Below are 12606 nucleotides of genomic sequence, written 5' to 3'. Positions count from 1 at the left end.
GGGTGTCCGGGGGCGGAACGCGTCAGAACTTGTTGCGCGGGGTGATGCCCAGCGACATGCCCGACAGGCCGCGCGCGCGGCCGCCCAGCTTGCCCGCGATCGTGCGCAGCGCCGCACCGGCCGGCGAGTCCGGGTCGGTCAGCACGACGGGCTTGCCCTCGTCGCCGCCCTCGCGCAGCCGTACGTCGATGGGGATCGAGCCCAGCACCGGCACGTTCGCGCCGGTCGTCTTCGTGAGCCCCTCGGCGACCTTCTGGCCGCCGCCGGTGCCGAAGACGTCGACCATCTCGTCGCAGTGCGGGCACGGCAGGCCCGACATGTTCTCGACGACGCCGACGATCTTCTGGTGGGTCTGCACGGCGATGGAGCCGGCCCGCTCCGCGACCTCGGCCGCGGCCTGCTGGGGCGTCGTCACCACGAGGATCTCGGCGTTCGGCACGAGCTGCGCCACGGAGATCGCGATGTCGCCGGTGCCCGGCGGCAGGTCGAGCAGCAGGACGTCCAGGTCGCCCCAGTACACGTCCGCGAGGAACTGCTGGAGGGCCCGGTGCAGCATCGGGCCGCGCCACACGACGGGCGCGTTGCCGGGGGTGAACATCCCGATGGAGATGACCTTCACGCCGTGCGCCGACGGCGGCATGATCATGTTCTCGACCTGGGTGGGCCTGCCGTCCACGCCCAGCATGCGCGGCACGCTGTGGCCGTAGATGTCCGCGTCGACGACGCCGACCTTCAGCCCGTCGGCGGCCATCGCCGCGGCCAGGTTGACCGTCACCGAGGACTTGCCGACGCCGCCCTTGCCGGACGCCACCGCGTACACCCGCGTCAGCGAGCCGGGCTGGGCGAAGGGCACCTCGCGCTCGGCGGTGCCGCCGCGCAGCGCGCCCGCGAGTTCCTTGCGCTGCTCGTCGCTCATCACGTCGAGCTCGACGGAGACGCTTGTCACACCCTCGACGCGCTCGACCGCCTCGCGCACGTTGGTGGTGATCGTCTCGCGCATCGGGCAGCCGGAGACGGTGAGATAGACCGTGACGGCAACCGCGCCGTCTGCCCCGATCTCAACCGATTTGACCATGCCGAGTTCAGTGATCGGTTTGTGGATCTCGGGGTCGTTCACCGTCGCCAGTGCTTCACGCACCGCGTCTTCCATAGCCATACCGTGATGGTACGGCGCGTACCGCCGCACCGGGAAAGCCCTGTCAGCGGTCGGATTCGTCACTCTCGGAAGCGGCCTCGGGCGGGAATAGGGAGCGCCGCTCCTCCAGCTCCTTCACGAGGTCGAGGAATTCGGAGCGGATCCAGTCACGGGTGGCGACCTCGCCGAGCCCCATCCGCAGCGCCGCGATCTCCCGTGTGAGGTACTCGGTGTCCGCGATGGACCGCTCGTTCTGCTTGCGGTCCTGCTCGTGGGTGACCCGGTCGCGGTCGTCCTGCCGGTTCTGCGCGAGGAGGATCAGCGGGGCCGCGTACGACGCCTGGAGCGACAGCATCAGCGTCAGGAAGATGAACGGGTACTCGTCCCAGCGCAGGGCGGGCGGCGCGAAGATGTTCCACACCACCCACAGGGCGATGGTCAGGGTCATCCAGACCAGGAAGCGCCCGGTGCCCAGGAACCGCGCGATCCGCTCCGAGAAGCGGCCGAACGCCTCCGGGTCGTACTCCGGCAGCAGCCGCTTGCGCGCCGGCCTCGGCTGATCGAGGCGCACCCGCGACCCGCGCGGCAGCGCGCTGGCGCCCGTCGCGCCCCGGCCGCGCTCCCTCGGCTCGGCGCCCCTGTCAGTACCCACGGACGGCCGCCTCCCCGTCCCGCACGGCCCCCGGCGTCGGCGGCGGGTCGTGGAACTCCGTCTCGCGCCAGTCGTCCGGCAGCAGGTGGTCCAGTACGTCGTCGACCGTGACCGCGCCGAGCAGCGAGCCGCTCTCGTCCACGACGGGGGCGGCGACCATGTTGTACGCCGCGAGGTAGCTCGTGACCGCGGGCAGCGGCGTGCCCGGCGACAGCGGCGGCAGGTCGGACTCCACGACCGAGCCGACCAGCGTCCCCGGCGGCTCGCGCAGCATCCGCTGGAAGTGCACCGTCCCGAGGTACTTGCCCGTCGGCGTCTCGTCCGGCGGCCGGCAGACGTACACCTGCGCCGCCAGCGCGGGGGAGAGGTCCTGCTGCCGTACGCGCGCGAGGGCGTCCGCGACGGTCGCGTCGGGCCGCAGCACGATCGGCTCGGTCGTCATCAGACCGCCGGCCGTGCGCTCCTCGTACGCGAGCAGCCGCCGTACGTCGGCCGCGTCGTCGGGCCGCATCAGCGTCAGCAGCCGCTCCTTGTCCTCCTCGGGCAGCTCGGACAGCAGGTCGGCGGCGTCGTCCGGGTCCATCGCCTCCAGCACGTCGGCCGCCCGCTCCTCCTTCAGCTTGCCGAGGATCTCCACCTGGTCGTCGTCGGGCAGCTCCTCCAGCACGTCGGCGAGCCGGTCGTCGTCGAGCGCCGCCGCCACCTCGGCGCGGCGCTTGGGCGTCAGGTGGTGCAGGGCGTTGGCCAGGTCGGCGGGGCGCAGCTGCTCGAAGGTGGCCAGGAGGCTCTCCGCGCCCTGCCCGTGCTCCTCCAGCGAGAAGCCGGTGACGGCGGACCACTCGACGGTCAGCGTCTCGCCGCGGCGCCGCAGCGCGCCGCCCTTGCCCTTGCGCACGAAGACCTTGTCGATCTCCCAGTCGCGGCGGGCGGGCAGCTGGGCGATCGACACGTCGAGGACGGTGACCTCCTCGCCGCTCTCCACCAGGCGCACGCGCCGGTCGAGCAGTTCGCCGAGGACCAGACGTTCGGTCGGGCGCTGTTCGAAGCGCCGCATGTTGACGACGCCCGTCGTGATGACCTGTCCGGACTCGACGCCCGTCACCCGGGTCATGGGGAGGAAGATCCGTCGCCGGCTGACCACCTCGACGACCATGCCGAGCAGGCGCGGCGGCCTGCTGCCGACGCGCAGCATCGCGACCAGGTCGCGGACCCGGCCGACCTGGTCGCCGTTCGGGTCGAAGACGGCGATGCCCGCGAGATGCGAGACGAAGACCCGGGGGGCGCCCGATGCCATCAGAGTGCGCCTCCCTCACTGGACAGAACAGGGGCCGGTATCGGGTTCAGGCTAGCCCGTGCCGGTCGGTGCCGCTCCAACGGGGCGTCCGGACGGCTCTCTGCCGGACGGCGTACACCGCACAGGTACGCTGCCTGCTGCCACCCCGGACACCCGCATGAGAGGCAGTGCGCTTGTGACTGCATTTCCCCCGGCCGCCCGAGCCCGCAGGGCCGCCCTGATCGGCGTCGTGTGCGCCGGGCTGACCGCGGCCCTCACCGCCTGCGGCGAGGAGCCGGTGGACCCCGACAAGGGGACCAACGGGGTGGGGAGACTCTCGGCGCCGGCCATCGAGACCAAGGCGCGCAAGGCGGCGCGCGAGGCGGAGTCGGTGCGGCTGTCGGGGACCGTCGTGAGCAAGGGGCGCTCGTACAAGCTGGACATGCGGCTCAAGGAGGACGGCGGCACCGGCTCCGTGACCTCGAAGGGCAGCACCTTCGAGCTGCTGCGCATCGACGACGAGCTGTTCATGAAGGCCGGCGCGGACTTCTGGGACCACGGCGAGCAGTCCTCCGAGCCGGACAAGTCCGACGGCGCGGCCGCCGGCAAGCTGGAGGACAAGTACGTCAAGGTCCCCGACGACGACCCCGTCTACGACCAGCTGCGCGGCTTCACGGACAAGGACGTCCTGCTCGACGGCCTCCTCGGACTGCACGGCAAGCTCGGCAAGGGCGACCGGCCGAAGGTCGGCGGCGTCCGTACGATCGAGGTCACGGGCGGCAAGGGCGCCGGCGGGACTCTCGCGGTGTCGCTGCTCGGCACGCCGTACCCGCTGCGGCTGGAGCGGGCCGGCGGGGCGGGCGTGGTGCGGCTGGCCGACTGGGACGAGGAGTTCGCGCTGGAGGCGCCGGGCAAGGGCGAGACGGTCGACTACGGCGGCCAGCTGCCCAAGACGTCCGACGCGTCCTAGCCCTTCTTCTTCCGCTTCATCAGGAGGCGGGGAAGCGCCGCCGGCACGGGCAGCCGCGTCGTCGCGCCGGTCGGCAGCGGTGTGGCGGCCAGCGAACCGTCGGGCAGGTCGGTGGTCGCGCTCTGCGGCTCCAGGCGCAGTACGCGGCACTCCCGGGCCCAGCGCTCGGTCATCTGCTCGGCGTCGGGCGCGTTCAGGCGCTTGCCCTTGAGTTCGGCGACCGCCGCCTCCCAGGGCTCGGAGCCGGCCGGGTGCTCGGTGACGGCGGCCGTCCAGGTGACGAGCCGCCCGCCCTTGTCCTTGCTGCGTACGGTGACTTCGGCACTCGCGCCGTCGGCCAGTCCGGGGAACGGCTGCTCGCCCGGGCCGTCCCCCACGACGTAGGCGGCGCCGTCGTGCCAGACGTGCCACAGGGAGCGGGCGGGGCCGGTGCCTCGTACCCAGATGAGGCCGGACTTCTTGGTGGCCTCCTCGACGAGGGCCTGGTCGAGCAAGGTCTGCGTCATGCGCGCAAGCCTAGGCGCTGCCCGGTGGCGCCCGTCCGCCGCCCGCCCCTTCCCGGGCCCGCGGCCCCAGGGGAACGGCCGCCGTGAAAATGACAGTTCCGTATTCCCCCGACGCCCCTTACCGTGAGCCCGTGCCCGCAACAGTCCGCCGCCCCGACGGCATCGCCACCGCGCCCACCGGTCCGTCCACCGGACTCCACGCCGCGCCCCGCGTCGACCTCGTGCTGCTCGGCGTCGCCGTCGCCGCCGTGTCGTTCTCCGCGCCGCTCATCGCGGCGACGGCCGCCCCCGCGCTCGCCATCGCGTTCTGGCGCAACGCCATGGCGGTCGGCGTGCTGAGCCCGGTGGTGCTGCTCAAGCACCGCGCCGAGCTGCGCCGCATCGGCCGCAGGCCGCTGCTGCTCGCCGTCGCCGCCGGCGGCCTGCTCGCCCTGCACTTCGGGCTCTGGCTGCCCAGCCTGCGGATGACCTCCGTGGCGTCCTCCACCGCGCTGTGCACCACCACGCCGATCTGGACGACGATCCTGCTGCGGATGCGCGGTCACCGGCCGCCCCGCATGGTGTGGGCCGGCACGGTGCTCGCCGTCGTCGGCGTCGTCATCCTGACCGGCGTCGACATGACGCTGTCCCCGCGCGCGCTCGCGGGCGACGCCCTCGCGCTCGGCGGCGGCGTCGCGGCGGCCGGGTACGTCCTGCTCGGGGCCGAGGTGCGCCGGACGGTGAGCACCACCGTGTACACGTACGTCTGCTACTCGACGACCGCGCTGATCCTGCTGGCCACGTGCCTGGTGTCGGGCGCCGAGCTCGGCGGCTACGACGCCACCACCTGGCTCCAGCTGGCCGCGCTCACCGCCGCCGCCCAACTCCTCGGCCACTCCCTGCTCAACCGTGTCGTGAGCACCCTGGGCCCCTCGGTCACCTCCACGGCGATCCTGCTGGAGACTCCGGGCGCCGCGCTGATCGCCGCCCTGTGGCTGGGGCAGCAGCCGCCGGCGGCCGCCTACCCCGCCCTGCTGGTGATCCTGGCCGGCCTCGCGCTCGTGGTCAGAGCCAGCCGTTCCGCTTGAGCGTGCGGTGGATGCTGACGCAGACGACGACGATGCTGCCGAGCACCAGCGGATAGCCGTACCGCCAGTGCAGCTCCGGCATGTGGTCGAAGTTCATGCCGTACACGCCGCAGATCATCGTCGGCACGGCCACGATCGCCGCCCAGGACGTGATCTTGCGCATGTCCTCGTTCTGGGCGACGGTCGCCTGCGCGAGGTTGGCCTGCAGGATCGAGTTCAGCAGTTCGTCGAAGCCGACGACCTCCTCGTGCACCCGCGCGAGGTGGTCGGCGACGTCACGGAAGTACTTCTGGATGTCCGGGTCGATGAGCCGCATCGGCCGCTCGCTGAGCTGCTGCATCGGCCGCAGCAGCGGCGCGACGGCCCGCTTGAACTCCAGGACCTCCCGCTTGAGCTGGTAGATCCGGCCCGCGTCCGAACCGCGCGGACTGCCTTTGGCCGGCGCGGAGAAGACATCGATCTCGACCTCGTCGATGTCGTCCTGCACGGCGCCCGCCACCGCGATGTACCCGTCGACGACATGGTCGGCGATCGAGTGCAGGACCGCCGACGGCCCCTTGGCGAGCAGCTCCGGATCGTCCTGGAGCCGGTGGCGCAGCGCGCGGAGCGACCCCTTGCCGCCGTGCCGCACGGTGATGACGAAGTCCTTGCCGGTGAAGCACATCACCTCACCGGTCTCCACCACCTCGCTGGTCGCGGTGAGTTCGGTGTGCTCGACGTAGTGGATCGTCTTGAAGACGGTGAAGAGGGTGTCGTCGTACCGCTCCAGCTTGGGTCGCTGGTGGGCGTGTACGGCGTCCTCCACGGCCAGCGGGTGCAGCCCGAACTCGGCCGCGATACCGGCGAATTCGGCCTCGGTCGGCTCGTGCAGACCGATCCAGGCGAAGCCGCCGCCCTCCCGGACGCGGGTCATCGCCTCGTGCGGGGTGAGGTGTTCGGTGTCCTTCACCCGGCGGCCGTCACGGTAGACGGCGCAGTCCACGACGGCGCTGCTCGCGGACGGGTCGCGGGTGGTGTCGTAACCGCTGTACACGGTGCTGCTCTTGCGCAGGGACGGACGGACCGCTGCGCGCAGGTCACGGATCATCGACATGGCGGGCTCCTTCACGGAGAAGCCGTCTGCGAGGCATGGCACTGCCCGGAATGGAGACGTGCGGGCCACGGCGTCGGGGCAGCCGTACGTCGGCAAAGCGGGCGGCACCGCAAGGACGCGGTGACGGCGTTCGCTCAGACACGGATCAGGCAAAAACGAAGTGCTCTTCCGTCGTGCGAAATGCCGTGAGCCCCATGGGTTTCACCGGTTGGCGACCGGGTACGAAGGGGCTCAGGCCCCGGGGAACACTGGCGGTGCGGAAGAGCGGTTGGTACTGCCGGGACGACTTCGATCCACCGCAGCCCCACCTCCTCCGGCCGGTCCCCCGTGGGGGATGACGTGATGTCGGGGCTCGAAAGCCGCGCTTCTGCGTGCTGCCCTGACCAGCGGCCAAGACTATCAGCCCACTGTTGTGTCAAGCCCCTCCCATGCCCCGCGCCCACGCGACTTATGCTCGCCGCATGGGAGATGTTCTTGCGCTGGTAGAAGCCCGTTTGCGCACTGCGCTGGGCGAACCGGACGCGCGCGCCGCCGTCACGTTCCTCGGTACGGACCGCATGGAGGTGCTGCGCTTCGTCGACGGGGACGTCGTCCGTTACGCCACCCTGGGCATGTCGGCCCAGCCGATGGCCGACCCCACCGCCGTCCTGGCCGACCCCGTGAAGGGTCCGCGCGCCGAGCTGGTCCTGTCGGTACGGGCCGGGCTCGCCGACACCGACAAGGTGCTGCGCCCGCTCGCGGTCCTCGCAGCGTCCCCGCAGGTCGAGGGCGTGATCGTGGCTCCCGGGGCCTCGCTGGACCTCGGGGAGCCGCTGTGGCCCGGGGCGCCCTTCAGCTCCGTACTGGTGGCGGAGCCCGGCGGTCTTGTCGAGGACCTGGAGCTGGACGCCCCGATGGACCCCGTGCACTTCCTGCCCCTGCTGCCGATGACGCCGAACGAGGCGGCGTGGAAGCGGGTCAAGGGCGCGCAGGAACTCCAGGAGCGCTGGCTGTCGCACGGCACGGACCTGCGCGACCCCCTGCGCGCGTCCGTGCCGCTCGACTGAAAAGGGTCGTTCCCGACCATGTGAAAACTTTGATCAGTGCGCAGGGCATCTGGTTCTGTCCGGGAAGGGCACGCTCCGGACGGGTGATCGTCCTTGACGCGGGGACGGCCGGGGAGGACCGTTGGGCCCTATGAGGGGCGAACCCAGTTGCCCGAAGTGCGGTGGCCGGGTCAGGGCGCCCGGTCTCTTTGCCGACTCCTGGCAGTGCGACGTGCACGGAACGGTGCACCCGCTGCAGCCCGTGGTGCCGCCGAGCGTCGAGGCGCTCACCGTGGCCGTGAAGCGCGCCAAGGTCCCCGTGTGGATGCCCTGGCCGCTCCCGGTGGGCTGGCTGTTCACGGGGGTGACCTGCGCGGGTGACGACCGCAGCGGCTCGCGGGCCACCGTGGTCGCCTGCTCGGGGCCCGGACCGCTCGGCGGCCTCGGCGAGATGCTGCTGATCGCGGAGGAGCTCGGCGTCGGTCTCGGCGCGCGCTATGCCGGCGTGGAGGGGCCCGATCCCGGGGCGTACCTGAGCATGGACAAACCACCGCAGGTCAAGCTGATGGCGGCCGGCCGGCCCACGCCGCTGTGGCACCTGTCCGGCGTACCCGACGACCGCGCCGTCTTCGCGGGCGAGGCGTGCGGGCTGTGGCTGTGGGCCGTCGTCTGGCCGGAGCAGTCCGGGCTGCTGATGTACGACGAGCTGATACTGGCCGACCTGCGCGACGCGGGCGCCGAGGTGGAGCTCGTGCCGTGCGGGGCGCTGTCGCCGCGCCTGCTGTCCTGACGCCGGAGCGCCGGGGACCGCGGGCGGCCGGGGATGTTCGATTCCCGGCTATCCTTGACCGGTCCCCCGTCCCGCCGAGCCCCGGAGTCAAGCGTCGTGCGCATCGACCTGCACACCCACTCCACGGCGTCGGACGGCACGGACACCCCCGCCGAGCTGGTGCGCAACGCGGCGGCGGCCGGACTCGACGTCGTGGCGCTCACCGACCACGACTCCACGCGCGGTCACGCCGAGGCTATCGCCGCGCTCCCCGAGGGGCTGACGCTCGTCACCGGCGCGGAGCTCTCCTGCCGTCTCGACGGCATCGGGCTGCACATGCTGGCCTACCTCTTCGACCCCGACGAGCCCGAGCTGGCGCGCGAGCGCGAGCTGGTACGGGACGACCGGGTGCCCCGCGCCCGGGCCATGGTCGGCAAGCTCCGGGAACTCGGCGTCCCGGTCGAGTGGGCCCAGGTGGCCCGTATCGCCGGTGACGGATCGGTCGGCCGCCCGCACATCGCGTCCGCGCTCATGGAGCTCGGCGTCGTGGAGAGCGTCTCCGATGCCTTCACCCCCGAGTGGCTGGCCAACGGCGGCCGCGCGTACGTCGAGAAGCACGAACTCGACCCCTTCGACGCGATCCGCCTCGTCAAGGCGGCCGGCGGGGTCACCGTCTTCGCGCACCCCGGCGCGGCCAAGCGCGGCGACGTCGTTCCCGAGAGCGCGATAGCGGCGCTCGCCGCCGCGGGCCTCGACGGGATCGAGGTCGACCACATGGACCACGACGAGCCGGCCCGCGCGCGCCTGCGCGCACTCGCCGCCGGCCTCGGGCTGCTGGTCACCGGGTCCAGCGACTACCACGGCAGCCGCAAGACCGTACGGCTCGGGGAGTTCACCACCGACCCCGAGATCTACGGCGAGATCACGCGGCGCGCGACCGGCGCGTTCCCCGTGCCGGGCGCGGGCGGACGCGTTCGCCCGTAACCGCGCTTTCCGGTCGCGTTCCCCCACATCCTCGTAAGACCCTCTTCTCGCAAGGCCTCACTGTGCTCGACTTCGCTGTCTTCGGATCCCTCTTTCTCACCCTTTTTGTGATTATGGACCCCCCGGGGATCACTCCGATCTTCCTCGCCCTCACCTCGGGCCGGCCCGTCAAGGTGCAGCGCCGGATGGCCTGGCAGGCCGTCGCCGTCGCCTTCGGCGTGATCGCCGTCTTCGGCGTACTCGGCCAGCAGATCCTCGACTACCTGCACGTGTCCGTGCCCGCGCTGATGATCGCGGGTGGCCTGCTGCTGCTCCTGATCGCGCTCGACCTCCTCACCGGCAAGACCGACGAGCCGACGCAGACCAAGGACGTCAACGTCGCCCTTGTGCCGCTGGGCATGCCGCTGCTCGCGGGCCCCGGCGCGATCGTCTCCGTCATCCTGGCCGTCCAGCACGCGGGGAGCGTCAAGAGCCAGGTCTCGGTCTGGGCGGCGATCGTCGTGATGCACGTGGTCCTGTGGCTGACCATGCGCTATTCGCTGCTGATCATCCGCGTGATCAAGGACGGCGGCGTGGTGCTGGTGACGCGCCTCGCGGGCATGATGCTGTCCGCGATCGCGGTGCAGCAGATCATCAACGGCGTCACGCAGGTGATCCGGGGGAGCTGACGCGCTCCGGACGCACGAGCGCCCCCGTGCACGGTGCACGGGGGCGCTTCACCTCAGAACAAACCACTACAGAGTGTTATGAAGCCGATGTCTCGGCCGGGCGGATGTAGATGCGCTGGCCGACAGAGGCGGCCTGCTGCACGATCCGGTTGACGGAGGCGGCGTCCACGACGGTGCTGTCGACGGCGGTGCCGTCGGCGTCGTCCAGGCGCATGATCTCGAAGCGCAAGGCTTCTCCCTTCGTCTGATCCTCCTGCTGGAGAACTGTGGGTGGGAACGCGAGGCTAGGCGCCCCGCGTTCTCTGGTGGTTACAACGGTGTGCCCACCGCAGTCATTCCCTACGCTAAAGAAAATTTTCGGCTTGCTAATTACCGACCGGTAGGCGGACCGGTTGGCCGCCCCCGCCCGGGCCACGGACAATGAGAGCCGTATGGACGACGCACAGCCTTCGGGCTCCACCGAACTCGCCAGGGTCACCGCCCGCCTGGAGCGCACCAACGAGCTGCTCCAGCGCATGCTGGTCGAGGTGGCGAAGACCCCTTCCACCCACGCGATCTTCGTCGACGCCGGATACGTCTACGCGGCGGCCGGGCTGCTCGTGACGGGGACCGAGGACCGCAGGTCCTTCGACCTCGACGCGGAAGGGATCATCGAGGCGTTCATCGACAAGGCCCGCACGATCTTCGCGGACAGCCGGCTGCTGCGCGTGTACTGGTACGACGGAGCCAGGCGGCGCATCCACACCACCGAGCAGCAGTCGATCGCCGAGCTGCCCGACGTCAAGGTCCGCCTGGGCAACCTCAACGCCAACAACCAGCAGAAGGGCGTCGACTCCCTGATCCGCACGGACCTGGAGTCGCTGGCGCGGCACCGCGCGATCAGCGACGCCGCCCTGGTGGGCGGCGACGAGGACCTGGTCTCGGCGGTCGAGGCGGCCCAGGGCTACGGCGCCCGCGTCCACCTGTGGGGCATCGAGGCGGGGGAGGGACGCAACCAGGCCGAACCGCTCCTGTGGGAGGTCGACAGCCAGCGCACGTTCGACCTCGACTTCTGCAAGCCGTACGTCACACGTCGCCCGGTCACCACGTACGAGAACGAGGGCGCCCCGCGGCCCAGCCGCGAGGACGTCCGGTTCATCGGCGCGCAGATCGCGGCGGCCTGGCTCGGGGCGCGCGGCCGGGAATCGCTCGCGGACCTGCTGCCGGGCCACCCGTACCTGCCGGGATCGGTGGACCAGGAGCTCCTGGTCGAGGCGGAGCGGCTGCTCCAGCGCTCCCTGCGCGGCCACGCGGACCTGCGGCGGGCGCTGCGGGACGGCTTCTGGCAGCACCTGCAGGCGCAGTACTGACGCACGCACGGGGGAACGGGGCGGGGCGCGGCGCGCCCCCGGCTCTCCAGGGCGTACAGCCGCGCCCGGCTCTACAGGGCGTCCCAGAACCCCGCCAGCGCCTTCGCGGTCTCCTCCGGCCGGTCGGTGTTGGGTGAGTGCTGGGCGCCCTCGATCACCGTCCGGTACGCGCCCAGCCGCTCGGCCATCTCGTCGATCAGCGGCACCGGCCAGGTGTCGTCCGTAACACCCGACACCACGTGCACCGGCAGTCCCACGGCGGCGAGTGCGGCCACGCGGTCCGGCTCACCCGTCAACTGCCGGCCGGTGGCGACGAGCTGGGCGGGGTTGTGCCGCAGCCAGCGGGCGCGCAGCGCCGAGCTGTCGAGGTCGGCGTCCTCCGGCGGATCGAGCGCCTGCATGGCCTCCCAGACCTGAACCATCGTCATGGCGCCGAGCACCTGCGTCAGCATCGCGATCTTCCGCTGCTGGGCCTCGGAAACCTCGGCGGGCCCCGACGACACGAGCGTCAGGGACGCGAACGGCGAGGCGTCGAGCAGCACGGCGGCGCGGGCGATCTGGCCGCCGAGCGAGTGCCCGACGAGATGTACGGGCGTACCGGCGGCCTGTGCCTGGGCGAGCACGTCGTGGCTCAACTCCGCTTGCGCGTAAGCCGTTTGATCGGGCGGACCGTCGGACTCGTACTGGCCGCGCCCGTCGACCGCGACGACCCGGTACCCCGCTTCCGCGAGGGGCACCAGCATCGCGATGAAGTCCTCCTTGCTGCCGGTGTACCCGGGCAGCAGCAGCGCGGTGCCTCTGTGGCCGGCGTGCGGGGGCTCCGCCTCGAGCGCGGCGAATACGCCGCGCGACGTGCGCAGGGGCAGTGCGCGGGTGCCGGGGGGCGGGGTGAACGTGGGCGGCCTGCTCATGCGACGAGGCTAACGCGCCGATGGCCCGGCCCCCGCGAACGGGGACCGGGCCATCGTGACCGGCTGGTTCAGCCTGCCGTGTTCAGCTCGCTCAGCTCTCCGGCTGGGCGGCGGCTGCGGCGCGGGTGCGGCGGCGCGGGGCCTTGGCCGGTGCGGCCTCGGTCTCGGCGGTCGCGGGCGCCTCGGTGACGGCCTCGGCCGTCC

At 71.8% G+C, this 12606-nt stretch carries 14 protein-coding genes; 7 read left to right on the top strand and 7 right to left on the bottom strand.

Annotated features, from left to right (window positions below; genetic code table 11):
- Positions 1 to 22: 22 nt before the first annotated feature.
- From AC07FK_RS02845 to AC07FK_RS02835, 3 genes are read right to left on the bottom strand one after another with little or no spacing between them, the layout of a single operon-like run.
- On the bottom strand, positions 23 to 1156 hold the full coding sequence (locus AC07FK_RS02845; RefSeq protein ID WP_069930473.1) for an Mrp/NBP35 family ATP-binding protein: 1134 nt from the start codon (positions 1154 to 1156) through the stop codon (positions 23 to 25).
- A 43-nt stretch (positions 1157 to 1199) separates the two neighbouring features.
- A complete protein-coding gene (locus AC07FK_RS02840; RefSeq protein WP_479101902.1) occupies positions 1200 to 1787 on the bottom strand; it encodes a DUF1003 domain-containing protein in 588 nt (195 codons plus the stop codon).
- Positions 1777 to 3081 carry a magnesium transporter MgtE N-terminal domain-containing protein gene (locus AC07FK_RS02835; protein ID WP_479101900.1) on the bottom strand — a complete coding sequence of 435 codons (1305 nt, stop codon included), beginning with the start codon at positions 3079 to 3081 and terminating at the stop codon, positions 1777 to 1779. Before AC07FK_RS02835 ends, AC07FK_RS02840 begins: the two co-directional genes overlap by 11 nt.
- 175 nt (positions 3082 to 3256) lie before the next feature.
- Between AC07FK_RS02835 and AC07FK_RS02830 the strand changes: the two genes are divergently transcribed.
- On the top strand, positions 3257 to 4030 hold the full coding sequence (locus tag AC07FK_RS02830) for a hypothetical protein (RefSeq protein WP_479101898.1): 774 nt from the start codon (positions 3257 to 3259) through the stop codon (positions 4028 to 4030).
- Here AC07FK_RS02830 and AC07FK_RS02825 read toward each other — a convergent pair.
- Positions 4027 to 4536, bottom strand: a complete 510-nt coding sequence (locus AC07FK_RS02825; RefSeq protein ID WP_479101896.1) for a hypothetical protein — start codon at positions 4534 to 4536, stop codon at positions 4027 to 4029. The genes AC07FK_RS02830 and AC07FK_RS02825 overlap by 4 nt on opposite strands.
- A gap of 131 nt (positions 4537 to 4667) precedes the next feature.
- Between AC07FK_RS02825 and AC07FK_RS02820 the strand changes: the two genes are divergently transcribed.
- Positions 4668 to 5603, top strand: coding sequence for a DMT family transporter (locus AC07FK_RS02820; RefSeq protein WP_479101895.1), 936 nt, complete (start codon positions 4668 to 4670; stop codon positions 5601 to 5603).
- Here AC07FK_RS02820 and AC07FK_RS02815 read toward each other — a convergent pair.
- The gene (locus AC07FK_RS02815) at positions 5581 to 6696 is read right to left on the bottom strand and encodes a magnesium and cobalt transport protein CorA (protein WP_479101893.1); all 1116 of its coding nucleotides are present in this window, start codon (positions 6694 to 6696) and stop codon (positions 5581 to 5583) included. The genes AC07FK_RS02820 and AC07FK_RS02815 overlap by 23 nt on opposite strands.
- 461 nt (positions 6697 to 7157) lie before the next feature.
- Here AC07FK_RS02815 and AC07FK_RS02810 point away from each other — a divergent pair, with 461 nt between their 5' ends.
- From AC07FK_RS02810 to AC07FK_RS02795, 4 genes are all read left to right on the top strand, one after another.
- Positions 7158 to 7742, top strand: coding sequence for a suppressor of fused domain protein (locus tag AC07FK_RS02810; RefSeq protein WP_479101891.1), 585 nt, complete (start codon positions 7158 to 7160; stop codon positions 7740 to 7742).
- Positions 7743 to 7872: 130 nt separating this feature from the next.
- Complete coding sequence (locus AC07FK_RS02805) at positions 7873 to 8511, top strand: DUF6758 family protein (RefSeq protein WP_479101889.1); 639 nt, start codon at positions 7873 to 7875, stop codon at positions 8509 to 8511.
- A 96-nt stretch (positions 8512 to 8607) separates the two neighbouring features.
- Positions 8608 to 9474, top strand: coding sequence for a PHP domain-containing protein (locus tag AC07FK_RS02800; protein WP_479101887.1), 867 nt, complete (start codon positions 8608 to 8610; stop codon positions 9472 to 9474).
- Between the two features lie 62 nt (positions 9475 to 9536).
- Positions 9537 to 10142 (top strand): MarC family protein, encoded by a 606-nt coding sequence (locus AC07FK_RS02795; RefSeq protein WP_479101885.1) that lies wholly within the window; start codon positions 9537 to 9539, stop codon positions 10140 to 10142.
- Between the two features lie 76 nt (positions 10143 to 10218).
- Here AC07FK_RS02795 and AC07FK_RS02790 read toward each other — a convergent pair whose 3' ends face one another.
- Positions 10219 to 10371, bottom strand: a complete 153-nt coding sequence (locus AC07FK_RS02790) for a hypothetical protein (protein ID WP_479101883.1) — start codon at positions 10369 to 10371, stop codon at positions 10219 to 10221.
- A 202-nt stretch (positions 10372 to 10573) separates the two neighbouring features.
- On the opposite strand from AC07FK_RS02790, the gene AC07FK_RS02785 reads away from it, so the two are divergent.
- Positions 10574 to 11491: an NYN domain-containing protein gene (locus AC07FK_RS02785; RefSeq protein ID WP_453407861.1), complete on the top strand. Its 918-nt coding sequence runs from the start codon at positions 10574 to 10576 to the stop codon at positions 11489 to 11491.
- Between the two features lie 71 nt (positions 11492 to 11562).
- Here the strand turns inward: AC07FK_RS02785 and AC07FK_RS02780 are convergent, their stop codons facing one another.
- Positions 11563 to 12402, bottom strand: a complete 840-nt coding sequence (locus AC07FK_RS02780; protein ID WP_479101881.1) for an alpha/beta fold hydrolase — start codon at positions 12400 to 12402, stop codon at positions 11563 to 11565.
- Positions 12403 to 12606 lie beyond the last annotated feature (204 nt).

Source organism: Streptomyces sp. NPDC046122, assembly GCF_056429965.1.
This window is presented reverse-complemented; position numbering and strand designations above follow the sequence as displayed.